We start from the raw sequence: 22,228 nt of genomic DNA, 5'->3' as shown, positions 1-22,228 counted from the left end.
TCAATGCGCTGGCGGCTTGTCGCCAGCATGGGCTTGAACATGAGCATGCTCGTCCGCAGCACGCTCAAGATCTTCCACCTCCACCCCGGTGTCGCGCTTGGGGGGCAACAGGAACAAGGCCGGGTTCTGGATGAAGCGCTTGGCCAATGTCTTCAGCAGCAAGCGCCACTGGGCAAACGTCACCTTGCGCGACTTCATTGCCACATACAGCGCCAGACTGAAACTCACCACCAGGTTGGTGGTGCCGATCAGCCAGATGCCCAGGATGGCCGTCACCAATACCTGCCAGGAAAACAGAAAATCCAGCGCGACGAAGGAATAGCCGGTAAACGCCGACGCAAACGCAATGTGGCGGATATCGATGGGCAGGCCAAGCAGCACGCCCAGGCCGGACATCCCGCCCAGCAGGCAGCCGAAATAGAAATTGCCGGCCAGCGCCCCAAGGTTATTCTCGACATAGCGCGCCACGCGGTCCAGGCGCGACGGGCCCAGCAGCCACTCCAGCCAGCCCAGCGCCCGCAGGCGCTGCGGAATCTTGTTATAAACCGCCAGGTTATCGTGGTAGCCCGCAATCAGGCCTGACAGGAACAGGCACACCCCGGCAATCGCGGCATAGAACACCGCGCCGCTGTGGAACGGGTCGTTGGCATCCAATAACGCATGGGCTTTTTCCGGCGTGATGAAATGCTGCCCCGTCACGCTCAGGATCAGCCAGCCCACCAGCATCGCGACGGGCACCGCCATCATGACGTTGCCGAGAATGGCGATGGTCTGGCTGCGGAAGGTTTGCGCGATGATGGTGACCAGCTTGTCGAGGTTCTTGTTCTTGCGGTCGCTCGCGTCGATGCTCGCGGCAATCGCGGCCGCCGTCATCGCCGGCTGCTTGGTCGCCACCGTGAAATGCAGGATATGGATCAGCGCGAAACCCAGGCCGTAATTGAGGCTGAACAGGATCGCCTCGGTCAGCGGCGCGTAATGGTGCTTGGCCGCGATGATCTTGAGCATGGTCATGAGCGCAATGATCACGCCTGCGCCCATGGCGGACCGCATCAAGCCGAAATACTCGCTGCGCGTTTCAGTGATGTAATGCTCGCCGGTGCGGCTGGCATTCTCCGTGACGCGCAAGGCCATCAGCTCGACGTTCTCGCGGAAATGCTGCCGCACGTCGTTCTTGTGCCGCTCCGCGGAAACCAGCGTCTTGAACAATTGCACCATCGCCGTCCCGGCATCCGCATCGCTGCGCACCAGCTTGATGATGCCCAGCAGGCTCTCGAGGCGCCGAACCTGCTGGCTCATGCGCTGCAGCAGGAAGGTGAGGTGCACGCTGGTCCCGGTTTGCGAGCTGTTGCGCCGGATCTTGGCGATCACCTCCCGACACTGGTCCAGCATCACGAGGATATGCCCGACATCGTGCTGCTGCTCCAGGGGCATGGCGAGCAAGGCCTGCAACTCGACGCTTTGCGTGATGAAGGGCGAATCGTGGTATTCGATCTCGGGATGGTTGCGGATCAGCTCCGGCTCCAGCCCAGAAGCCGCCAGGCGGTAGGACAATACCTGCGCCGCATCCAGCAGGCTCTTCTGGCATTCCGCCACCTTGTCCGCGGGCACCTCGTGGAAGCGCAAAGCATGCACGAGCTGCAGCCAGACGTCATCCGGCACCGCAGCCACCCACGTCTCGTCTCCGCCCTTCGGGAATATCTGCCCGAACAAGTCCTTGAGATAGGCCGGGTTGATGGCGTCCGGGAGTATCTTGTGCCCGATGCGCCGCGACAATTCGGTAAAGAAACCGCTGTTAGGCTGGATGCCGGAATCCACGTACAGCGATATGGGCTTCCGTCCCACCAGCAGGCTCACGATGGCATCCCTCAGCACCTGGGCCTTCCCAGGGTCGCTGTTCAATACATGGCAAAGCGCCTGCACTGCGTGGGCCGCATGGCCGGTATCGCTGTTCTGCCGCGGTCGGATTTCCGCCACCAGGTCGGCAAGCAAGCGGGCGGCATTGGTATTGTGTCGTGCGTAATCGCGCAGGATATGTTCCATCAGCATATTTCTATCGGTAATGTTTTTATGGTCTGGTTGAAGATGCTTTTTTATCGTAAAGCGTTCCGCTTGAGATATTTTCTACTATAACGCCGCGCCCAGCGTCACGCGCAATCGCTTCTCGGCGTTTACCCGGCGCAATACCAACTCCACCTCCTGCCCGGCATGACGGTGCGTCGCTTGCTGCAGCACCTGGGCGGAAGAAAGCGCTTCTCCCCCCAGGCTGAGCAATACGTCGCCGACCGCCACCCCCGCCTGCGCCGCGGGAGAGCCGGTAATCACCGCCAGGACGGTCACGCCAGGCCCGGGATCATACTTGCTGCGCTGCATCACGTGCACGCCCAGCGCAGGCGGCGCCAGCTTGGCCCAGTAGGTTGCAAAATAACTGTAGAACTCCCCGCTGCCGCCTGCGCTTGCCTGCGTCTTCGCCTGCTCCTTTATTTTCTGCATCCTCATGGCGGCCGTCGGCGCCGCGATCAATTTCGTATACACCACCACGGCATCGGCCTGCACCTTGGAGGCATGGGCCACCGCGCGCGAAGGCGGCACGTCGCCGGCCTCGAAGCTCGAGTAGCCGAGCATTTCATAACCGTCATTCAGCATGCGCTGGTAATCGTCGGTCTCCCTCACGCCCTTGTAGATAGTGGGTTCGGCCGAGCCCGGGCTGAGCTTGACGCCGTGCAGCTGGCGCGCCACATAGTGCTGGGTATACAGGTTTTCCTCTTGCGGCACCTCCACCACAGGCTCAGGCGCCACCGGCTTTTCCGGCACGGTCTCCTTGACCATCGGCTTGCTACAGGCCGCCAGCACGGCAAGCAACAGCACGATCAAATATGGTCGTAAATATGGGCGCATATCCCCTCCACTCGTTTTTCCTGGTGACAATGGTATGATGAAACCACGTTTTTTCATTCCCGGCACACAATTATGCCGGGATCATTATGACTTAAATCCCCAGAAGCATAACCATGGCAACAGACACTATCCGTATCGGGCTGGTTTCCATCAGCGACCGTGCCTTCACCGGCGTATACGAAGACAAGGGCATCCCCTCCTTGCAGGAATGGCTTGGCCGCACGCTCACCACCCCTTGGGAAAGCGCGTTGCGCGTGATTCCTGACGAGCAGGAGGAAATTGAATCCACATTGTGCGACCTGGTCGACTTCGAAGGCTGCAACCTGGTGCTGACCACGGGCGGCACCGGCCCTGCCGTACGCGACGTGACGCCGGAAGCCACCCTGGCGGTAGCGGACAAGGTCATGCCCGGCTTTGGCGAGCAAATGCGCCAGATCAGCCTGCAATTCGTGCCGACCGCGATCCTTTCGCGCCAGGTCGCCGTGATCCGCAAGCGCTGCCTGATCATCAACCTTCCGGGCCAGCCTAAGGCCATCGCCCAGACGCTGGAAGGGTTGAAGGACGAAAGCGGCAACACCGTGGTGCACGGTATTTTCGCCGCCGTGCCCTACTGCCTGGACCTGATCGAGGCGCCTTATATCGAAACCAATCCCGATATCGTGCAAGCCTTCCGTCCAAAGTCGGCCCAAAAGCCGGCCTGAGCCATGGCATCGGAATTCGACCTGATACGGCGCTATTTCCAGCGCCCCCATCCGTCGGCAGTGCTGGGCATAGGCGACGATGCTGCATTGATCAAGGTATCCCCCGGCATGGAACTCGCCATATCGACCGACATGCTGGTAGCAAACACTCACTTTTATCCTGATACCGATCCATGGCTGATCGGGTGGAAATCGTTGGCAGTCAACGTCTCAGACATGGCGGCCATGGGTGCGCAGCCGCGCTGGGCGACATTGTCGCTTGCCTTGCCCGAGGCGGACGAAAACTGGGTTGCAGGGTTTGCCGAAGGCTTCTTCGCCTGTGCCGGGCAGTTCGACATCGCCCTGATAGGCGGCGACACCACGCGCGGGCCGTTGACCATCAATGTGCAAATCATGGGCGAAGCGCCGCCGGGAACTGCCTTGTTGCGCAGCCAGGCACGACCTGGCGACGACATCTGGGTCTCGGGCCACTTGGGCGACGCCGCCCTGGCCTTGGCCGCCATCCAGGGCCGTTATCCGCTCAGCGATGCAGAACTCGGTGCCTGCAGCAAAGCCTTGCAACAGCCCGAGCCCAGGGTTGCATTGGGATTGGCATTGAGAGGGCTGGCACATGGCGCGCTGGATATTTCCGACGGGCTGCTGGCAGACCTCGGGCATATCCTGGAGAACTCGCATGTGGGAGCGGAGGTGTGGCTAAAGACGATTCCCACATCAAAAATTGTAAGCGCATACTCTCACGAAGAAGCAATACAGAAAATGATATTGGCCGGCGGCGATGATTATGAGTTATGTTTTACCGCCCCGACTGAGAACAGGCAGAAGATTGCCGGCATCGGCCGGCAATTGGGCCTGGACATGGCCGTGATTGGCCGCATCACAGATACGCGGCAACTCGTCGTCCAAGGCCTGGACGATGCGCTTCTCGCCATCAAGGAGCACGGTTTTGACCATTTTGCCTGACCGACATTTCCTGCTGCGCCACCCCGCGCATTTTCTCGCACTGGGCTTTGGCAGCGGCCTGGCGAGCAAGGGCCCGGGCACCTGCGGCACATTGGCCGCCCTGCCATTGTTCGGCTTGCTGATGCTATTGCCCGAGGCAAGCCACCTTCCCATCCTGGCGCTCCTCTTCCTGGTTGGCATCCCGCTCTGCGGCATCACCGGGCGCAACCTGGGCGTCGACGACCATGGCGGCATCGTCTGGGACGAGATCGTGGCCTTCATGCTGGTACTGGAATTCACGCCCAAGGCATGGGAGTGGTGGCTGTACGCCTTCCTCTTGTTCCGCCTGTTCGACATCTGGAAACCATTCCCGATCCGCACCCTGGACCGCCAAGTGCACGGCGGCTTCGGCGTGATGCTGGACGACCTGCTGGCCGCGATCTATGCAATTGCCGTATTGAAAGGAACACAATGGTGGATGATGCAGAGCTTTTAAGCCTTTCGCACACGCTGGGCGAAACCCTGATCAAGCAGGGCTTCAGGCTCGCCCTGGCCGAATCATGCACCGGCGGCTGGGCCGCGCAATGCGTGACGGCCGTCCCGGGCAGTTCTTCCTGCTTCGACCGCGGCTTCGTCACCTACAGCAATGAAGCCAAGCAGCAAATGCTCGGGGTGGGCGGCGAAACCTTGAGGCAGCACGGGGCGGTCAGCGAGGAAACCGCCAAGGAGATGGCCCTGGGCGCGCTCGCCTACAGCACGGCCGACATCAGCGCGTCGATTACCGGGATCGCCGGGCCGGACGGCGGAAGCGAGCAAAAGCCGGTCGGCACCGTATGCTTCGGCTGGGCCCACCGCGACGGCCGCATCGTCACCCGCACCCACCACTTTTCCGGCGACAGGGAAGCCGTGCGCAGGCAGTCTGTCAAAACCGCATTAACAGGCTTGTTGCAACTTACCTTAGCCACTGATTTATGAAATAATTGCAGGCTTTAGCAGGCAACTCGAAAAGGTATTCACTGATGGATGAAAATAGAAGCAAAGCGCTGGCCGCCGCCCTCTCGCAAATCGAGAAACAATTCGGCAAGGGCTCCATCATGCGCATGGGCGACACCGACGTCGCCGCTGACATCCAGGCAGTCTCTACCGGCTCCCTGGGCCTAGACATCGCCCTGGGCATCGGCGGCTTGCCGCGCGGCCGTATCGTCGAAATCTACGGGCCTGAATCCTCCGGCAAGACCACGCTCACCCTTTCCGTGATCGCGCAAATGCAGAAGCTGGGCGGCACGGCGGCCTTCATCGACGCGGAACATGCGCTCGACCCGCAATATGCGCAGAAGCTCGGCGTCAATGTCTCCGAGTTGCTGATCTCCCAGCCCGACACCGGCGAACAGGCGCTCGAAATCGCCGACATGCTGGTGCGCTCGGGCTCCGTCGACATCGTCGTGGTCGATTCCGTTGCCGCGCTGACGCCAAAAGCCGAAATCGAAGGCGAAATGGGCGACTCGCACATGGGCCTGCAAGCCCGCCTGATGTCCCAGGCATTGCGCAAGCTCACCGCCAACATCAAACGCACCAACACATTGGTCATTTTCATCAACCAGATCCGCATGAAGATCGGCGTGATGTTCGGCAACCCCGAAACCACGACCGGCGGCAACGCGCTCAAGTTCTACGCTTCCGTGCGCCTGGATATCCGCCGCACCGGCGCGATCAAGAAGGGCGACGAGATCACCGGCTCCGAAACCCGCGTCAAGGTGGTGAAGAACAAGGTTTCCCCGCCGTTCAAGCAGGCGGAGTTCGACATCCTTTACGGCGAAGGCATCTCGCGCGAAGGCGAAATCATCGAGCTCGGCGTCAACCTCAAGCTGGTCGAGAAGGCCGGCGCATGGTACAGCTACAAGGGCGAGAAGATCGGCCAGGGCAAGGACAATGCGCGCGAATTCCTCCGGGAACACCCGGAAATCGCCAACGAGATCGACGCCAAGATTCGCGAACACTCCAATCTGGCCAATGCCGCGATGACGACGGCGCCGGATGAAGAAGACGACGAATAAACCTGCCACCAGCCTGCGAGAGCGGGCTTTGGCATATCTGGCACGGCGAGAATATTCCTATCAGGAGTTGCTGCATAAGCTGAGTCCACATGCGGGAGAGGAGGACGACCTCCCCGCCCTGCTGGAGGACTTCAAGAAACGCGGCTGGCTATCCGATACACGTTATACCGAGCAGATCGTGCACGCCCGCAAGGGCCGCTACGGCAGCCTGCGCGTGGCGCATGAGCTCAGGCAGCACGGTGTCAGCGACGAACTGATTGGCAAGGCCGTGGCCGATATGGCCCCGGACGAACTGGAAGCCGCGACGGCGGTTTACCGCAAGAAGTTTTCCCAGCCGCCGCAATCGCGGGAGGAATGGGCGAAGCAAGCACGCTTCCTGCAAGGACGCGGCTTCGGTTTTGAAGTGATACGCAAGGTGCTGCGCGGCAGCCCGGAAGATATCGAGTGATACGGCGGCGGCATGCCGCGCAATTGGATTTTTGACATTAACGTTTTGAGCAAGAACACACATCAATGAAGAGCAACCAGATTCGCCAGGCCTTCCTGGACTATTTCGCCTCCAAGGGCCACCAGATCGTCAGTTCCAGTTCGCTGGTCCCGGCAGGCGACCCCACCCTGCTCTTCACCAACGCCGGGATGAACCAGTTCAAGGACGTGTTCCTCGGCTTCGACAAGCGCCCCTACACCCGCGCCACCTCGTCGCAGAAGTGTGTGCGGGCGGGCGGCAAGCACAACGACCTCGAGAACGTCGGCTACACCGCGCGCCACCATACATTCTTCGAGATGCTCGGCAACTTCAGCTTCGGCGACTACTTCAAGCGCGACGCCATCAGCTATGCCTGGGAACTGCTCACCGAAGTCTTCAAGCTGCCCAAGGACAAGCTCACCGTCACCGTCTATGCCGAGGACGACGAAGCCTACGACATCTGGACCAAGGAAATCGGCGTGCCCGCCGAGCGCGTGATCCGCATCGGCGACAACAAAGGCGCACGCTACGCCTCAGACAATTTCTGGATGATGGGCGACACTGGCCCCTGCGGCCCCTGTACCGAGATTTTCTACGACCACGGCGAGCATATCTGGGGTGGCCCTCCCGGCAGCCCGGAAGAAGACGGCGACCGCTTCATCGAAATCTGGAACAACGTCTTCATGCAGTTCAACCGCGACGAGCAAGGCGTGATGCACCCGCTGCCCAAGCCTTCCGTCGATACCGGCATGGGCCTGGAGCGCATTGCCGCCGTGCTGCAGGGCGTGCACAGCAATTACGAGATCGACCTGTTCCAGCACCTAATACAGGCCGCTGCCCGCGTCACCAGCACCGCAGACCTCGACAGCCCGTCGCTCAAGGTGCTGGCCGACCACATCCGCGCCTGCAGCTTCCTGATCGCCGACGGCGTCATCCCGGGCAACGAGGGCCGCGGCTACGTGCTGCGCCGCATCATCCGCCGCGCGATCCGCCACGGCTACAAGCTGGGCGCGCGCGCCGCGTTCTTCTACAAGCTAGTGGCGGACCTCGTGGCCGAGATGGGCGACGCCTATCCCGAGCTCAAGAGCGGCGAGCAGCGCATCACCGACATCCTGCGCCTGGAAGAAGACCGCTTCTTCGAGACCATCGAGCACGGCATGGCGATCCTCGAAGCCGAACTTGAGGAAATGGCCAAGACTGGCAACAAGGTATTCAATGGCGAGACCGCCTTCAAGCTGCACGACACCTTCGGCTTCCCGCTCGACTTGACCGCAGACGTCTGTCGCGAGCGCGAGGTCAGCGTGGATTCCGCCGCATTCGACGCCGCCATGGCGCGCCAGAAGGAACAGGCCCGCGCCGCAGGCAAGTTCAAGATGGCGGCCAACCTGGAATACACGGGCGCCTCGACCACTTTCCACGGCTACGACACGCTCGAAGCCCAAGGCAAGGTATTGGCGCTGTATAAGGACGGCAGCGCAGTCGACGCCCTCAACGAAGGCGAACTGGGCGTGGTCGTGCTCGACAACACCCCTTTCTATGCCGAATCCGGCGGCCAGGTCGGCGACCAGGGCATCTTGAAGGGCGCGGAAGGCATCTTCCAAGTGGAAGACACCCTGAAAATCCAGGCCAGCGTATTCGGCCACCACGGCGTATTGAGCACCGGCACCCTGCGCGTGGGCGACGAAGTCAGCGCGCGCGTCGACCTCGCCTCGCGCCACCGCACCATGCGCCACCACTCCGCCACCCACCTCATGCACAAGGCATTGCGCGAAGTGTTGGGCGGCCACGTGCAGCAAAAGGGCTCGCTAGTAGATTCTGATAAAACCCGTTTCGACTTCTCGCACAACGCCCCGGTCACCGCCGAGGAAATTCGCCGCATCGAGGAGATCGTCAACGCCGAGATCCTCGCCAACGCGCCGACCCAGGCACGCGTGATGCCGATTGACGAAGCGCAGAAGACCGGCGCCATGATGCTGTTCGGCGAGAAATACGGCGACGAAGTGCGCGTGATCGACATCGGCAGCTCGCGTGAACTCTGCGGCGGCACCCATGTGAGCCGCACCGGCGACATCGGCCTGTTCAAGGTGGTCTCCGAATCCGGCGTCGCCGCAGGCGTGCGCCGTATCGAGGCCGCAACCGGCGATGTAGCATTGCACCATATCCAGCAACAGCAGCAACTGCTTATAGACGCTGCTGCCTCCTTCAAGGCGCCTGCCGCCGAGCTGGCTGGCAAGATCAGCCAGACCCTGGACCAGGTCAAGTCACTGGAGAAGGAGCTCGCACGCCTCAAATCCAAGCTGGCCTCCTCGCAAGGCGACGAACTCGCCAGCCAAGCCGTGGACGTCAACGGCGTCAAGGTGCTGGCCGCCACGCTGGAAGGTGCTGACGCCAACACCCTGCGCGAAACTATGGACAAGCTCAAGGACAAGCTCAAGACCGCCGCCATCGTGCTCGCCAGCGTCAACGGCGACAAGGTCAGCGTCGCCGCGGGCGTGACCGCAGACACCCTAGCCAAGGTCAAGGCCGGCGAGCTGGTCAACTTCGTCGCCGGGCAAGTCGGCGGCAAGGGCGGCGGCAAGCCGGACATGGCCATGGCGGGCGGCACGGATGCCGGCAAGCTGCCGCAGGCGCTCGCCAGCGTTGCCGGCTGGGTGGGAGAAAAACTGAATTAACAGCCGCCGGCGCCTGCACCGCAAGCGCCGGTGTTTTATTGATGCACCTTTGATACCGACATAGATATGGCACTTATCGTACAGAAATACGGCGGCACCTCGGTCGCCAATCCAGAACGCATCGGCAACGTCGCCCGCCGCGTAGCGCGCCACAAGGCGCTGGGGCAGCAGGTCGTGGTCGTGGTCTCCGCCATGTCAGGCGAGACCAACCGCCTGATCGGACTCGCCAAAGAAGTGATGCCCAACCCGCACCCGCGCGAGCTGGACGTGCTGGTCTCCACCGGCGAGCAAGTCACCATCGCCCTGCTCTCCATGGCGCTCATGGAGCTCGGCGTCAAAGCCAAGAGCTACACCGGCAGCCAAGTCAGCATCGTCACCGACAACGCGCACACCAAGGCGCGCATCCTCAAGATCGACGAAGAACGCATCCGCAAGGACCTCGATGACGGCTACGTCGTCGTCGTGGCCGGCTTCCAGGGCGTGGACGAGCACGGCAACATCACCACGCTGGGCCGCGGCGGCTCCGACACCACCGGCGTCGCGCTTGCAGCCGCGCTCAAGGCCGACGAATGCCAGATCTACACCGATGTGGACGGCGTCTACACCACCGACCCGCGCGTCGTGCCCGAAGCGCGCCGCCTCAAGTCGGTCACCTTCGAGGAAATGCTGGAAATGGCCAGCCTGGGCTCCAAGGTGCTGCAAATCCGCTCGGTCGAGTTTGCAGGCAAATACAAGGTCAAACTGCGCGTGCTTTCCAGCTTCGAGGAAGAAGGCGAAGGCACGCTGATTACATTCGAGGACGACAACAACATGGAACAACCGATCATCTCCGGCATCGCCTTCAACCGCGACGAAGCCAAAATCACCGTCCTGGGCGTGCCCGACCGCCCAGGCATCGCCTACCAAATCCTGGGCCCCGTGGCGGACGCCAACATCGACGTCGACATCATCATCCAGAACGTCGCCGCCGACGGCACCACCGACTTTACCTTCACCGTGCACAAGAACGACCTGCAGAAGGCCCTGGACATCTTGCGCGACAAGGTGCAAGGCCATATCGGCGCGCGCGAGATCATCGGCGACGACAAGACCGCCAAAGTCTCCGTGGTCGGTGTCGGCATGCGCTCGCACGTCGGCATCGCCAGCCAGATGTTCCGCACACTGGCGGAAGAAGGCATCAACATCCAGATGATCTCCACCTCCGAGATCAAGATTTCCGTCGTCATCGACGAGAAATACATGGAATTGGCCGTACGCGTCCTGCATAAGGCTTTCGGACTAGAAGAAGTTTAAGAATTACGCCGTTTTGGCGTTGATTTTTGCGGCGTAATCAAGTATTGTTACGCCCTCGTGCGGAGAGCTGGCCGAGTGGTCGAAGGCACTTCCCTGCTAAGGAAGCATACGGGCTTAAACCTGTATCGAGGGTTCGAATCCCTCGCTCTCCGCCACACGACAACGGCGTGTAGCAAAGAAGAAATTATGCTGGTATTAATCTCATCTTCGCGTATAATGCACGCCTCACATACGCGCCCGTAGCTCAGCTGGATAGAGTACTTGGCTACGAACCAAGGGGTCAGGAGTTCGAATCTCTTCGGGCGCGCCAAATAATTAAAGAAGTGGGCACTTGTCATGAGTGACCCACTTTTTTATTACCTATCGCTTTAAACACTCATTTATTACCAAATCCTTGATAGAGCATCTTGGCTGATAGCAACTATACGCAACGCCTCATCATCCCATTCAGTCAGTTAAAAGACTTCGCTTAAAAAGTACTCCATACTCAAACTTGAATCGCCCCGGTTTTTCTAGACACTCTGTAGCCGGTTGAAATACTGATTTTCGAACTCTACCGGAGAAACGTCGTTTGCATAACCATGGCGACGTTTCGGGTTATAAAATATCTCGATGTAGTTGAAGACATCCCGGCGAGCTTCCTCGCGGTCGAGATAGGTTTTGCGGCGGATTCGCTCCCGTTTGAGTAGCTGGAAGAAACTCTCAGCGACAGCGTTGTCATAGCAATTTCCCCGTCGGCTCATGCTGGCCACCAGGCCATGGGCTTTCAGAAAGGCTTGCCAGTTGTGGCTGCTGTACTGGCATCCCTGGTCCGAATGGACGATCACGGGCGCCGTGGGATTTCGCCGCCAGACCGCCATCAGCAAGGCATTGATTGCCAGTTCGCTATCGATCCGCGAGCGCATCGACCATCCGATGACCTGACGCGAGAACAGGTCCAGTACCACGGCCAGATACAACCAGCCTTCGTTGGTTCGGATATAGGTGATGTCTGTCACCCAAACCTGATTGGGCGCTTCGACATCGAATTTCTGCTCCAGCTGATTCTCAGCCACGACCGCGGGCTTGCCGTAGCGACCGGCCCGACGACGGTAGCCCACCTGTGCCCGCAGCCCTTCCTGCCTCATCAAACGATAAACCCGATGTTTGCCGCAGCGCTCGCCCAGATCGCGCAGGTCATGTGCAATCTTGCGATAACCATAGACGCCACCGCTCTCCAACCAGGATTGCTTGATCAGCCCCAGCAGTCGTTGATCATCCTGCTGACGAGGCAACACGGGTTCGGCCTTCCAAGCGTAATAGCCGCTGGGATGAACGGCCATCATGTGGCAGAGCCGGCGCACCGGATACTGCGTTTCATGGGATTGAGTACCTTACCGGGACTCTTTGGCAAAGTACGCTGCGGCCTTTTTTAGGATGTCGCGCTCCTCGCTGACCCGCTTCAGTTCGGCCTTGAGTCGGCGAATTTCTGCCGCCTGGCCTTGCAACTCGCTACGCTCAACCTCGGGCACGCTGTAACGCTTCAGCCACTCGTACAGGGTCGGCAACGTCACGCCCAATCGACTCGCCACTTCTGAGGCGGGATGACCACGATCCGTGACCTGTTTGACCGCTTCAATCTTGAACTCTTCCGGGTAACGCTTGCTGCTCATGACTTCTCCTTTTGCCTAAGTTTAAGGCTTCGGAGCGTCTAATGGTTCCGAGGCGATTCAGGGTGATGTACCTCGTTGCCTTGATGCTGAAGATGAAGCCCGGCAGCGTCTGCTCGTACCAGTGCAGATAACTGCTCGGGCGCTGCAAGGCATAAAAGGAGCCGTTCAGTTCTATCGTCAGCAAGGCGCACGAGGCGAATTCAAGCTCGCGCTTTTGCACCAACCCTTTGGGATAGAAGACGTTGCGCCATGGCGCATAACGCCAGCCTGATATGCCGATACGGATATGAGCAGCCATGGTGTTTTGGCTGCGGCAAAAACGGGAAGTTCAGAATATGGATGCCCTGCCCTGGCACGCCAAACCGCAAAGGTTACACTTCGCATAAGACCATTTGAAAACCCACCAAACAAAAAGGGCTAGCAATGCCAGCCCCGTGCTTTACAGTGTCGCTAAAGGCATCAAGCTGCTTGCCGTTCCTCCAGCAGTTTAGGATTGCTCTCTACTCGGATATCGATCTTGCGGGGCTTGAGCGCTTCGGGCACCTCCCGTACCAGCTCGATCGTCAACAGGCCTTTGTCCAGCGAGGCATTGGTCACCTTGACATGGTCGGCCAACTGGAAGGTATGTTCGAAATCGCGGGCGGCAATTCCCTGGTGCAAGTAGTTGCGCGATTTTGCTTCGGCATCCCTGACATGGCGGCCTTGGACCTTGAGCTTCTGCTGCTCGGTCTCGATATGCAGCTCAGATTGGTCAAACCCTGCCACGGCCATGACGATTTTGTATTGGTCGTCGCTGAGCAGTTCGATGTTGTAGGGCGGATAGCTGATGTCGTTCTCGCTGCGCTGGGCCTCGGCGATTAATTGGGCCAACCGGTCAAAACCAATGGCAGAACGATACAGTGGCGAAAAATCAAATGTACGCATGATGTCATCCTTTCTGATTTAAGCGATTGAACATGGCAGACCCCGTGATGGGCACCTGCTTGTTTCAGAAAATAGGGATGGCCATTTATTTTTCAAGAGGATATCCGAAGCGCAATTCAATGCGGCGCGGTTCCAGGTATTTGCTCATTGCAGATTTACACGGTTGAAACACTATGCTTGCGTGGAGTGCACTGCACGGCACTTTTTCATGCCTCGGACGGTCTTTATCTCTGCCCACCACACTGCGGAGTTGCGCTATGCCGGACACGAAGATGGACGAATGTACTGCCCAACTCAATGAGACGCTGGGCAGCGAGCTGCATGGAGACATGGAGCTGTCGGCGCAAGCCGCGCGCCTGCGCTACGTGCAGGACGACAAGCCCGGCTTCGGCCGCAAGCGGACCGTCAAGGGATTCCGCTACGTGGATACGCAGGGCCGCCCGCTGCGGGACGAAAAGCAATTGGCACGCATCCGCTCGCTCGCCATTCCGCCGGCCTGGGAGAAGGTATGGATCTGCCCCTATGCCAACGGGCACCTGCAAGCCACCGGCTACGACGCCAGGCAGCGCAAGCAGTACCGCTACCACAAGGAATGGCGCGCGATCCGCGACGAGGCCAAGTTCGAGCACATCATCGATTTCGCCCTGCACCTGCCCTTGATCCGCGAGCGCATAGATGCCGAGCTGGCGCAGCCCGGCCTGAGCCGGGACAAGGTGCTGGCCCTGGTGGTCGCGCTGCTGGAAACCACCATGATCCGCGTCGGCAACGACGAATATGCGCGCAACAACCGCTCCTTCGGCCTCACCACCCTGCGCAACCGCCACGTCGAGGTCAGCGGCGGGCGGATCGCCTTTCACTTCAAGGGCAAAAGCCGGGTGGAGCATGCGATCGAGATTCAGAACGCCAGGCTGGCGCGATTGGTGCGCAAGATGAAGGAACTGCCCGGCCAGGAGTTGTTCCAGTACCTCGATGACGACGGCAAGCGCCACGCCATCGATTCCAGCGACGTCAATGACTACCTCAAGCGCATTACCGGGCGCGACTACACCGCCAAGGATTTCCGCACCTGGTCGGGCACGGTGCAGACCTTCCACACGCTATCGGCCGCCGAGCCGTTCGAGAACCAGTCGCAAGCCAAGAAGAATGTGCTGGCCGCGATTACCGAAGCCGCACGCAAGCTCGGCAATACGCCCAGCATCTGCCGCAAGTGCTATGTGCATCCGCTCATCATCGATATCTACATGACCGGAAAACTGTTCGCAGCCCTGCGCAAACACAGCCAGCCGCAGGAGCTCGACGCCTGGCAGGCGGCTGAGCAGGACGTGCTGGCGTTGCTACAACGCCATGCCGGGGTGAAACAGCCAGCCTGATGGCGGCAATTATAGGAACTTGCAAAGCGGCAGCCTGCACCTTGCTGCAGTCAACAGGCCGATCGTGGCGCTCCACTGACGGACGAGGATAAACCCACCATGGTTGACACCGGGTACGTGCTGAATTGCAATCAACGCCTGAGCCCGTGACCAGCATCGCCAACGTGGCGGCAAAATGGGGGCTCTGGCACATGAGCCTGTTCTCCCTTTATTACCGGTAACTGTTCAGGGAATGTCCCAACAAAACCTTGGAACACATGCGCCTTAAGAAAACATTCTCATAGCGCCAGCAGCATAGTCTCGAAGCAGATATCCCAAGGGATATCTGCTTTTTGACGGGCAAGAAGTTTAACGGAGGGTCTAGCGGGCGTAGCGCTTGACCGGCTTGAACGGGCGGGACGAACCCGCTTCAATATGCCGGAAGATGATCCTGCCCTTGGCAAGGTCGTAAGGCGACATCTCGACCGTGACCTTGTCGCCAGCCAGGATGCGGATATGGTTCTTGCGCATCTTGCCGCCGGTATAGGCGACCAATATATGCCCATTGTCCAAGGTGACGCGGAAACGGGAATCCGGCAGGATTTCATCTACTTTGCCCTGCATCTCGATGAGTTCTTCTTTTGCCATGGTCTTTCCTTTCAATAATATCAGGCAAAAGCCTGTGGGTTTTTCAGCCAGACCTGCCCTTGAGTGGCGGCATGGTTCAGGGCTTTTTCGCGCGAAATGAATTCGCGGGCGAAGCTGACAATACGGCAATGCGTGCCCGTTCCCTGGCCGCTGCGGATGGACAGCGAGGCGGTATAGCGCCCGTTCCCGTTGCTATGCGAGATCGGGGTGATTAAATAACGTCCGGCCATAAAAGGCTGGATGTTGAGTGATTTCATATGCAGTTACTCAGGCAGCGCAATGCTGCGGAAAACGGTGCCATGCAACCGGTTGGAGGGCTGGAGGTCACCTGCGGACTGGAAAAATCGTCCGGTATGGGGCTTGCCGTTAAGGAAGTTTGACCACTGTAAAAACTCTTTTGGGAGCCTGTGGCTTTAAGTGGCGGTGATATTGGGGAAACCGCAGCACGTCTCAGACTTGCTGTAGGAAAGGTAAGCAATTAGCTACAACACCGAACAGTATAGCGCATTAAGCGCAACTCACAAAACTCTGGTATAGAGGCAGCATGGCCCGGCGGGCCTGACAAGGCATTAAGAGCCTGTTCACGATCTTTTCATAGGGTACGTTGTCCCGGCAGGGTAGGCGATGCAAGGCGCAAACTGAAGCCGTGCTGATTGCCCGGCGAGGATTTGCAACGCGGCAGCGGCTGCGCTGCCGGGGCAACCCGAAGGGCATCGCCCCAAGATGCGTGCCCTAGATCGTGAACAGGCCCTGGTTGCTGCCGGCTGCGACAATTTGTCACATTATCCCAAGCCGGCGATGTTGCTATATTTCACCCCCTCATAACAAAAAACTGCCGATACGCCCCGTGTCGTGGCAGACATGCCGCCACGACCGCGACGCTTCGCACATTGCCTCTCGACCCAATATGACGACACCATACCCATTCCTGATCAAGGCCTTGATTGCCGGGATGTTTTCCTCGGCCATGGGCATTTCATATGCCGATGCCGAGGAATCCGCCCAGGCAAAGGACCAGCCGGACGGCACCCACACCCTGGACACCGTGCACGTCAAGGCTGCACCCATCAAGCACCAGCAGGGCTTGAACATCGACAAGCCGTCGGAGGCAGGCTCCCGGCTTGGATTGACCATCCGCGAGAACCCCGCCTCGGTCGCCGTGGCAAGCCGCCAGCAAATGGAGGAAACGGGCGCGCGCAATTTCCAGGATGCGGCCAACAGCCTGCCCGGCGTGAATGCCTCTGCACCTCCCGGGCACGGCGGTTTCGTTGCCTACAGGGGGTTCAGCGGCGCACAGGTCAACCAGTTGTTCAACGGCATCAGCTTGCAGTACAACAGCGCCAACCGCCCGGTGGACGCCTGGGTCTATGACCGCGTGGAACTGGTGGGCGGCCCCTCCTCCTTCCTCTACGGCAGCGGTTCCATCGGCGGCAGCCTGAACTATGTCACCAAGCTCGCGACCCGCGACGAGGAAATCCGCGAAGCCCGCATCAGCTATGCGCGCTACGACACGATGGAAACCGATCTCGGCCTGAACCATGCGCTGAACGGCAACAATTGGGTGCGCCTGGATTTCAGCCGCAACACCAGCAACGGCTATATCGACCGGCAGCAACGCGAGGCGGACAGCCTGGCGTTGTCATGGCTGGCCGACATCACGCCAGAGTTGTCGCATACGCTGGCATTGGAACACCACGTCGAGCAGGAAGACAGCCCTTACTGGGGCACGCCGACGCTGAACCCGCAGGCCGGCAGGTTGAAAATCGACACGTCCAACCGCTTTGCCAATTACAACGTCGCGGACGGCCGTTACGAACAGCGCGTCACCTGGGTGCGGTCCATCACCGAATACCAGTTCAGCGCGCAGACTTCGCTGCGCAACACCTTCTACCACTACACCGGCCAGCGGGATTTCCGCAACCTCGAGGTATACCGCTACAACGCCGGCAACAGCGCCGTCTTTCGTTCGGGCGCCTACATGCAGCGCCATGACCAGGAACTCAACGGCAACCGGGTCGAAGTCCTGCACAAGGGCGCGCTGTTCGGCTTGCAAAGCGACTGGTCTTTCGGCGCGAACTACAACGTGAACCGGCAAACCGTGTTCCCGACTTCGGTGAGCAGCGTCTTCGACACGGTTGCGCCCGGCAATCCCGATCCCGGCGGGTTCTCCGACATCCCCGGCATGGGCAACGGCCTGCAGAAAGGCCGCAGCACCAAGACCAGGACCTTGTCCGCATTCATCGAAAACCGCCAGTTCCTGGCCCAGCGCCTGTCATTGGTGACCGGGTTGCGTTACGACCATATCGACCTGCACCTGGACAACAATCCCGGCGCCAGCCCGGCAACGGTCGACCGGCGCTGGGATGCGTTTACCGGGCGCGCAGGCATCGTATTCGACGTCACTGAAGACGCCAACCTTTATGCCCAATACAGCACCTCGGCGGAACCGCCTGGCGGTACGCTCACCAGCGCCAGCGCGGCCCAGGTGGACAACAATTTCAAGCTTTCCACCGGTTACCAAGTGGAAGTCGGCAGCAAGTTGAATTACCTCGACGGACGGGGCACCGCCACCATCGCGGCTTACCGCATCGTGCGCAGGGACTTCCCGGTGACCGACCCGCAGGACCGCAACAACACCATCCAGGTGGGCCAGCAGACCTCCACCGGCATCGAGCTTGCCTCTTCCCTGCAGATCACGCCCAAGCTGCGCGCGGAAGGCAATATCGCCTGGATCAACGCGGAATACGACGACTTCAATGAAGCCGTCGGCACCGCCGTCGTCTCCCGCAGGGGCAGGCACCCGATCAATGTGCCCGACCAGGTCGCCAACCTGCGCCTGCACTATGAGATAGCACCAGGCTGGCAAGCCGGCATCGGCGCGCGCTACGTGGCTTCCGTATACGCCAACAACGCCAATACCATGTGGGTGCCCTCCTACACCTTGTTCGACGTGCATACGAAATACCGCGTCAGCAAGAACGCCGACCTGATCGCCCGTATCCGCAACCTCACTGACGAAACATACGCGCGCTTCATCCACCAGACCAATACCCAATACTATGTCGGCGAGCCGCGCAGCCTTGAAGTTGCGCTGCATATACGTTTTTGATTACCAAAAGGCCTGAGAAAGGCAGCCGATTAGGCTGCCTTCATGACCTCAAATTGTCGCCATATCGTATTCAATTGGACATGTTGGTTTGTCAGTATCGTCCTACAGCAACATCAGCCCAGCCTGATAAGCGGGACTAAATTTTCACTCTACAATCGTGCCCACTTATTTACTTTGCTATCAGGAGCCGCAATGTTTGGCCAGAATCTCGAGCAATCTATTTATGACGCGCAACAAAGCATTCAAGTCCTGCAACCCCTCAAGGACAATATCGAGGCCTACAAGGACGTGCTCACCGTAGAAGACGTATTGAGCCTGATCGAGCAGCAAATCCGGGATGCCAACAAGCGGCGGCAAGCCTTCCTGCTGGCAAAAAAACTGGACCGGCATTTGCCGGATACCGCAAAAGCGGCCTTGATCAATACTTAAATATCATCAATAAAAAAGCCGGCATGAACCGGCTTTTTTATTGATGGAAACCACTCAATTACTTGATAGGCAAAGGCACCAACTCGCCGCCCTTCATGTCAGGAATCAAGAGGAAGCGCCCATCGGCAGATACTGCTATGTCTGCAGCGGATTGGTGGCCCTCGCTGATCAACTGCGGCGTCGCGCGCGGTTCGGTCAATTGCCAGACCTTGCCGCCGGCCCAGTCGCTGACGTAGAGCAAACCGTCCGTATCCCGCACCAGGCCGTCAGCGCCGCCAAAGCCCTGGTTGAGCAGCGTGACGCTCGCCTTCTTGCCGACGAAATTCACCTGGAACAGTTTGCCGCTGCCGAAATCGGCCACCAGCAGCTTGCCGGGACCGTCGAGCAGCAGCCCGTTCGGGCGCTTGATGCCGGACTTGTCGTTGATCAATTGGGCGATCTTGCCTTCGGGAGATATCTGGTAGATCGCGCCGTGCTTGCCATTGTCATCGCCGCTGTCCGAGACATAGACGTTGCCCAGGCCGTCGATCTCGATGTCGTTGAGGAACACTGGTTTTTCCTGGAAGTCTCCCGGCTTGGCAATCACGGTCTTGCTGCCGTCCAGCCCGACCCTCACCACCTGGTCCACGTCCGCGACATAAAGCTGATTGTTGAAGAGGTCGACACCCTTGGGATCGTTCAAGCCCTCCGCCAGGGCCTGGCGGCTGCCGTCCTTGTTGATCACGGTGATCTTGCCATCGCCATTCTTGCCGAACTCGCCAATCTCGCTGATGAATATACAGCCATCCGGGTGAGCCACGGCAGACTCCGGCATCTGCAGCCCGGTCACTTTTGCCTGGTGGCCGCTCTTGCCGCGGGCAGGCGCAGCCGCGGCGGATTCGCCGTAGCTGACACGGTAGATGACGCCGCTATAGTCGTCGGATACCAGCAAGGAGCCGTCGTTGAGCTGCAGCACGTCGACAGGGCGGCCCCATGCCTCGCCGTCATTGAGCCAGCCGTCGATGAAGACTTCGTTCGATTTCACCTTGTGGTTTTCGTCGAATACCACGCGCATCAACTGGTAGCCGACAGGCTTGCTGCGGTTCCACGAACCGTGCTGGGCGACGATGGCGTTGCCCTGGTATGCGCTCGGGAACTGCTTGCCGGTGTAGAACTTGAAGCCCAGGTTCGCGCTATGCGCCTGGAAGCCAAGCACGGGCGGCGTCACGGCTTGTGGCGGCTTCTTGTTCTGCCAATCCTTGGGGCGCGCATCTTGACCGCCGACGTAAGGGAAGCCGAAATGCAGGCCGGCCTTTGGCGCGGCGTTGAACTCGTCAGGCGGGATATCGTCGCCCATCATGTCCATGCCGTTGTCGGTGAAGTGCAATACATTGGTGCCCGGCTGGAAATCCAGGCCGACGGAGTTGCGCACGCCCTTGGCGAACACTTCTGTGTTCTTGCCGTCAGGGTCCATGCGGATGATGGAGGCCTCGATGCCTTGCGGGTCGCACACGTTGCACGGCGCGCCAATCGTCACGTACAGCTTCTTGTCCGGGCCGAACGCGATGTAGCGCCAGCCGTGGTGCGCCTTGTCCGGCAGTTGGTCATAGATCACTTCGCGCATTTGCTTGAACGGCAGGTTGAGGTCGAAATCGGGCGCGGCATAACGCGTGATGCGGTGCTGCTCGGCCACGTACAGATGCCCGTCCCACATGGCGACGCCATTGCCCACCTTCAGGTCGTCGAGGATGGTGATCACCTCGTCGGCCTTGTGGTCCTTGTTCTTGTCCACCACGGCGTAGACCTTGTTGCCCCGGGTGCCGACGTAGACGGTGCCGGAAGTCCCCAATGCCATTTGCCGTGCGCCAGGCACTTCGGCATAGACTTCCACCTTGAACCCTTCCGGCACCTTGAGACGGCCCAGGTTCGCTTCCACGTCCGCCAGATCGGCGTTGGCGGCCCCCGCCCAACCCATGGCTAATATCAGGCCGAGCACTTTGCTTGTTGTTTTCATTACGTGTTGGCTCCTTATTAAATAATCATAAACAGTATGACAAAAGCCCAGATTTCGATATATAAGAATATCCCAATTACACAATTCCATATTCAGGAACAATGGACCTGTTAGGAAAATTCCTACATCAGTTTAAGAAAACTCAGGCTTACATCATTTAATCAATTCTTAATATGATTTCCCTAGAATAGATTTCATTGTATTGAGGACCAGAACCATGTGCAGAGGCATCAAATTAACCGACCATTCCGGTGTCGAGAAACGGATCGAGTTTCCCCATCCCAAGGCGGCGTTGCCGATCCAGAGCGCTGAAGGCCATATCAAGTGGCTGCGCTGGGGCAACGACCTTGAGGAAAAAGAAGGCGGCTTCTTCATTGGCGGCTGGGCTCGCCAGACATCTCTGGAGCAAGGCAAATGGGACAAGCTCAAGCCGGAACCTGTAGATCTGCTTGCCGAGGAATTCTTGAGCCGCGACCCGGAACGCAATGCGCACTGGATCGACATCCCGCCAGGCCATGCCATCAAGGGCGTTATTGCCACCCACCACGATGAGCGCCGCATTTATGTCATCACCACCGAGCCTCCCGAGGAATATGCCTGGATGGATGACCGCTGGCCGCTGATTGCGCCTTCGGCCAGCAATTAAAACAAACAAAGAAACCCGCGATTGCAGGCTTCTTTGTTATTTCTTGCCGTGAATCAATGCCTGCCTGGCAGGTTGCAGTATTGGGCGATGTCCTCGTCCAATTCGCTGAACCGCGACTCTTCGCCTTCATGCACCTCGACGACAAATTTGCGTGCTTCGCCGTACTCACCGTTTTCAGTCTTCACGCGGTACTCTCCGCAGACAACGCTGGTATCGCCGTGACGGACTTCTTCCAAATTCTCCAGTTTGGCAGTTTCAGGATTCTCAATATGCTTCAATGCGGTCGCCTTGGCGGTATCCACAGCCTTGCCATCGAGCATGCGTATTTGGGTAAAAGCTACCCACACCAATATCAATGCGATGATGGCAGCAAACAGTTTGGACTTGGATAATCTCATTTCTTCTCCTTTTTATCATGCAAAACGGGCGGCACGCGCGCTATCAGCAAGTGCGCATAT

General features: G+C 59.2%; 21 protein-coding genes, 2 tRNA genes and 1 pseudogene. 15 read left to right on the top strand and 9 right to left on the bottom strand.

Annotated elements, in window-relative coordinates:
* Both ACWXTG_RS13880 and ACWXTG_RS13875 read right to left on the bottom strand, forming a co-directional pair.
* Positions 1-2,046, bottom strand: a complete 2,046-nt coding sequence (locus ACWXTG_RS13880; protein ID WP_407995097.1) for a site-specific recombinase — start codon at positions 2,044-2,046, stop codon at positions 1-3.
* 78 nt (positions 2,047-2,124) lie between these two features.
* Complete coding sequence (locus ACWXTG_RS13875; protein ID WP_480220234.1) at positions 2,125-2,895, bottom strand: PDZ domain-containing protein; 771 nt, start codon at positions 2,893-2,895, stop codon at positions 2,125-2,127.
* Positions 2,896-3,008: 113 nt separating this feature from the next.
* On the opposite strand from ACWXTG_RS13875, the gene mog reads away from it, so the two are divergent.
* The 10 genes from mog to ACWXTG_RS13825 all read left to right on the top strand — a co-directional run bounded on the left by mog (position 3,009) and on the right by ACWXTG_RS13825 (position 11,330).
* Positions 3,009-3,596 carry a molybdopterin adenylyltransferase gene (mog, locus tag ACWXTG_RS13870; RefSeq protein WP_480220233.1) on the top strand — a complete coding sequence of 196 codons (588 nt, stop codon included), beginning with the start codon at positions 3,009-3,011 and terminating at the stop codon, positions 3,594-3,596.
* A gap of 3 nt (positions 3,597-3,599) precedes the next feature.
* Positions 3,600-4,556, top strand: coding sequence for a thiamine-phosphate kinase (thiL, locus tag ACWXTG_RS13865; RefSeq protein WP_480220232.1), 957 nt, complete (start codon positions 3,600-3,602; stop codon positions 4,554-4,556).
* The gene (locus ACWXTG_RS13860; RefSeq protein ID WP_480220231.1) at positions 4,540-5,031 is read left to right on the top strand and encodes a phosphatidylglycerophosphatase A family protein; all 492 of its coding nucleotides are present in this window, start codon (positions 4,540-4,542) and stop codon (positions 5,029-5,031) included. Before thiL ends, ACWXTG_RS13860 begins: the two co-directional genes overlap by 17 nt.
* Positions 5,007-5,510, top strand: coding sequence for a nicotinamide-nucleotide amidase (pncC, locus tag ACWXTG_RS13855; protein WP_407995092.1), 504 nt, complete (start codon positions 5,007-5,009; stop codon positions 5,508-5,510). The genes ACWXTG_RS13860 and pncC overlap by 25 nt, the downstream gene beginning before the upstream one ends.
* A 44-nt stretch (positions 5,511-5,554) precedes the next feature.
* Positions 5,555-6,589: a recombinase RecA gene (gene recA / locus ACWXTG_RS13850; protein ID WP_309564458.1), complete on the top strand. Its 1,035-nt coding sequence runs from the start codon at positions 5,555-5,557 to the stop codon at positions 6,587-6,589.
* Positions 6,570-7,037 (top strand): recombination regulator RecX, encoded by a 468-nt coding sequence (recX, locus tag ACWXTG_RS13845; RefSeq protein WP_480220230.1) that lies wholly within the window; start codon positions 6,570-6,572, stop codon positions 7,035-7,037. The genes recA and recX overlap by 20 nt, the downstream gene beginning before the upstream one ends.
* Positions 7,038-7,102: 65 nt before the next feature.
* A complete protein-coding gene (gene alaS, locus ACWXTG_RS13840; protein ID WP_480220229.1) occupies positions 7,103-9,727 on the top strand; it encodes an alanine--tRNA ligase in 2,625 nt (874 codons plus the stop codon).
* A gap of 66 nt (positions 9,728-9,793) precedes the next feature.
* Positions 9,794-11,020: an aspartate kinase gene (locus tag ACWXTG_RS13835; RefSeq protein ID WP_407995090.1), complete on the top strand. Its 1,227-nt coding sequence runs from the start codon at positions 9,794-9,796 to the stop codon at positions 11,018-11,020.
* A gap of 61 nt (positions 11,021-11,081) precedes the next feature.
* Positions 11,082-11,175 (top strand) — tRNA-Ser (locus ACWXTG_RS13830).
* A 78-nt stretch (positions 11,176-11,253) separates the two neighbouring features.
* A tRNA-Arg gene (locus ACWXTG_RS13825) sits at positions 11,254-11,330 on the top strand.
* Between the two features lie 202 nt (positions 11,331-11,532).
* Here ACWXTG_RS13825 and ACWXTG_RS13820 read toward each other — a convergent pair.
* The 3 genes and pseudogenes from ACWXTG_RS13820 to ACWXTG_RS13810 all read right to left on the bottom strand — a co-directional run bounded on the left by ACWXTG_RS13820 (position 11,533) and on the right by ACWXTG_RS13810 (position 13,596).
* Positions 11,533-12,672: pseudogene (locus tag ACWXTG_RS13820) on the bottom strand (IS3 family transposase).
* Positions 12,635-12,970 carry a DUF72 domain-containing protein gene (locus ACWXTG_RS13815; RefSeq protein ID WP_480220228.1) on the bottom strand — a complete coding sequence of 112 codons (336 nt, stop codon included), beginning with the start codon at positions 12,968-12,970 and terminating at the stop codon, positions 12,635-12,637. Before ACWXTG_RS13815 ends, ACWXTG_RS13820 begins: the two are co-directional and overlap by 38 nt.
* Before the next feature lie 161 nt (positions 12,971-13,131).
* Positions 13,132-13,596 carry an Hsp20 family protein gene (locus ACWXTG_RS13810; RefSeq protein ID WP_480220227.1) on the bottom strand — a complete coding sequence of 155 codons (465 nt, stop codon included), beginning with the start codon at positions 13,594-13,596 and terminating at the stop codon, positions 13,132-13,134.
* Positions 13,597-13,853: 257 nt separating this feature from the next.
* Here ACWXTG_RS13810 and ACWXTG_RS13805 point away from each other — a divergent pair, with 257 nt between their 5' ends.
* Entirely contained in the window at positions 13,854-14,966 is a 1,113-nt protein-coding gene (locus ACWXTG_RS13805; RefSeq protein ID WP_480220226.1) for a DNA topoisomerase IB, read from the top strand.
* Positions 14,967-15,326: 360 nt separating this feature from the next.
* On the opposite strand, the gene infA is transcribed toward ACWXTG_RS13805, so the two are convergent.
* Positions 15,327-15,593, bottom strand: coding sequence for a translation initiation factor IF-1 (gene infA, locus ACWXTG_RS13800; RefSeq protein WP_407995701.1), 267 nt, complete (start codon positions 15,591-15,593; stop codon positions 15,327-15,329).
* Between the two features lie 20 nt (positions 15,594-15,613).
* Positions 15,614-15,850 carry a hypothetical protein gene (locus ACWXTG_RS13795; protein ID WP_480220225.1) on the bottom strand — a complete coding sequence of 79 codons (237 nt, stop codon included), beginning with the start codon at positions 15,848-15,850 and terminating at the stop codon, positions 15,614-15,616.
* Here ACWXTG_RS13795 and ACWXTG_RS13790 point away from each other — a divergent pair, their 5' ends adjacent.
* The 3 genes from ACWXTG_RS13790 to ACWXTG_RS13780 all read left to right on the top strand — a co-directional run bounded on the left by ACWXTG_RS13790 (position 15,851) and on the right by ACWXTG_RS13780 (position 19,131).
* Complete coding sequence (locus ACWXTG_RS13790; RefSeq protein ID WP_267864441.1) at positions 15,851-15,973, top strand: hypothetical protein; 123 nt, start codon at positions 15,851-15,853, stop codon at positions 15,971-15,973.
* Between the two features lie 527 nt (positions 15,974-16,500).
* Positions 16,501-18,702: a TonB-dependent receptor gene (locus ACWXTG_RS13785; RefSeq protein ID WP_480220224.1), complete on the top strand. Its 2,202-nt coding sequence runs from the start codon at positions 16,501-16,503 to the stop codon at positions 18,700-18,702.
* A 192-nt stretch (positions 18,703-18,894) separates the two neighbouring features.
* The gene (locus ACWXTG_RS13780) at positions 18,895-19,131 is read left to right on the top strand and encodes a hypothetical protein (protein WP_309564447.1); all 237 of its coding nucleotides are present in this window, start codon (positions 18,895-18,897) and stop codon (positions 19,129-19,131) included.
* A 58-nt stretch (positions 19,132-19,189) separates the two neighbouring features.
* On the opposite strand, the gene ACWXTG_RS13775 is transcribed toward ACWXTG_RS13780, so the two are convergent.
* Positions 19,190-21,124 (bottom strand): PQQ-dependent sugar dehydrogenase, encoded by a 1,935-nt coding sequence (locus ACWXTG_RS13775; protein WP_480220223.1) that lies wholly within the window; start codon positions 21,122-21,124, stop codon positions 19,190-19,192.
* Between the two features lie 217 nt (positions 21,125-21,341).
* Here ACWXTG_RS13775 and ACWXTG_RS13770 point away from each other — a divergent pair, with 217 nt between their 5' ends.
* Positions 21,342-21,770 carry a hypothetical protein gene (locus ACWXTG_RS13770; protein ID WP_309564445.1) on the top strand — a complete coding sequence of 143 codons (429 nt, stop codon included), beginning with the start codon at positions 21,342-21,344 and terminating at the stop codon, positions 21,768-21,770.
* Positions 21,771-21,823: 53 nt separating this feature from the next.
* Here the strand turns inward: ACWXTG_RS13770 and ACWXTG_RS13765 are convergent, their stop codons facing one another.
* A complete protein-coding gene (locus ACWXTG_RS13765) occupies positions 21,824-22,168 on the bottom strand; it encodes a hypothetical protein (RefSeq protein ID WP_480220222.1) in 345 nt (114 codons plus the stop codon).
* Positions 22,169-22,228: the final 60 nt, after the last annotated feature.

This window comes from Methylobacillus sp. DLP286 (assembly GCF_056636515.1).
Note: the sequence above shows the minus strand (reverse complement) of the source record. Positions and strands in the feature narration are given on the sequence as shown.

Bases quoted from the DNA above. Each gene is read 5' to 3' on its own strand.
- ACWXTG_RS13785 (WP_480220224.1), top strand. From the start codon at position 16,501: ATGACGACACCATACCCATTCCTGATCAAGGCCTTGATTGCCGGGATG.
- ACWXTG_RS13880 (WP_407995097.1), bottom strand. From the start codon at position 2,046: ATGCTGATGGAACATATCCTGCGCGATTACGCACGACACAATACCAAT.
- ACWXTG_RS13765 (WP_480220222.1), bottom strand. From the start codon at position 22,168: ATGAGATTATCCAAGTCCAAACTGTTTGCTGCCATCATCGCATTGATA.
- ACWXTG_RS13770 (WP_309564445.1), top strand. From the start codon at position 21,342: ATGTGCAGAGGCATCAAATTAACCGACCATTCCGGTGTCGAGAAACGG.
- ACWXTG_RS13815 (WP_480220228.1), bottom strand. From the start codon at position 12,970: ATGGCTGCTCATATCCGTATCGGCATATCAGGCTGGCGTTATGCGCCA.
- ACWXTG_RS13775 (WP_480220223.1), bottom strand. From the start codon at position 21,124: ATGAAAACAACAAGCAAAGTGCTCGGCCTGATATTAGCCATGGGTTGG.
- ACWXTG_RS13805 (WP_480220226.1), top strand. From the start codon at position 13,854: ATGCCGGACACGAAGATGGACGAATGTACTGCCCAACTCAATGAGACG.
- ACWXTG_RS13790 (WP_267864441.1), top strand. From the start codon at position 15,851: ATGCAGTTACTCAGGCAGCGCAATGCTGCGGAAAACGGTGCCATGCAA.
- ACWXTG_RS13835 (WP_407995090.1), top strand. From the start codon at position 9,794: ATGGCACTTATCGTACAGAAATACGGCGGCACCTCGGTCGCCAATCCA.
- pncC (WP_407995092.1), top strand. From the start codon at position 5,007: ATGGTGGATGATGCAGAGCTTTTAAGCCTTTCGCACACGCTGGGCGAA.
- alaS (WP_480220229.1), top strand. From the start codon at position 7,103: ATGAAGAGCAACCAGATTCGCCAGGCCTTCCTGGACTATTTCGCCTCC.
- infA (WP_407995701.1), bottom strand. From the start codon at position 15,593: ATGGCAAAAGAAGAACTCATCGAGATGCAGGGCAAAGTAGATGAAATC.
- ACWXTG_RS13875 (WP_480220234.1), bottom strand. From the start codon at position 2,895: ATGCGCCCATATTTACGACCATATTTGATCGTGCTGTTGCTTGCCGTG.
- recX (WP_480220230.1), top strand. From the start codon at position 6,570: ATGAAGAAGACGACGAATAAACCTGCCACCAGCCTGCGAGAGCGGGCT.
- ACWXTG_RS13795 (WP_480220225.1), bottom strand. From the start codon at position 15,850: ATGAAATCACTCAACATCCAGCCTTTTATGGCCGGACGTTATTTAATC.
- ACWXTG_RS13810 (WP_480220227.1), bottom strand. From the start codon at position 13,596: ATGCGTACATTTGATTTTTCGCCACTGTATCGTTCTGCCATTGGTTTT.
- thiL (WP_480220232.1), top strand. From the start codon at position 3,600: ATGGCATCGGAATTCGACCTGATACGGCGCTATTTCCAGCGCCCCCAT.
- mog (WP_480220233.1), top strand. From the start codon at position 3,009: ATGGCAACAGACACTATCCGTATCGGGCTGGTTTCCATCAGCGACCGT.
- recA (WP_309564458.1), top strand. From the start codon at position 5,555: ATGGATGAAAATAGAAGCAAAGCGCTGGCCGCCGCCCTCTCGCAAATC.
- ACWXTG_RS13780 (WP_309564447.1), top strand. From the start codon at position 18,895: ATGTTTGGCCAGAATCTCGAGCAATCTATTTATGACGCGCAACAAAGC.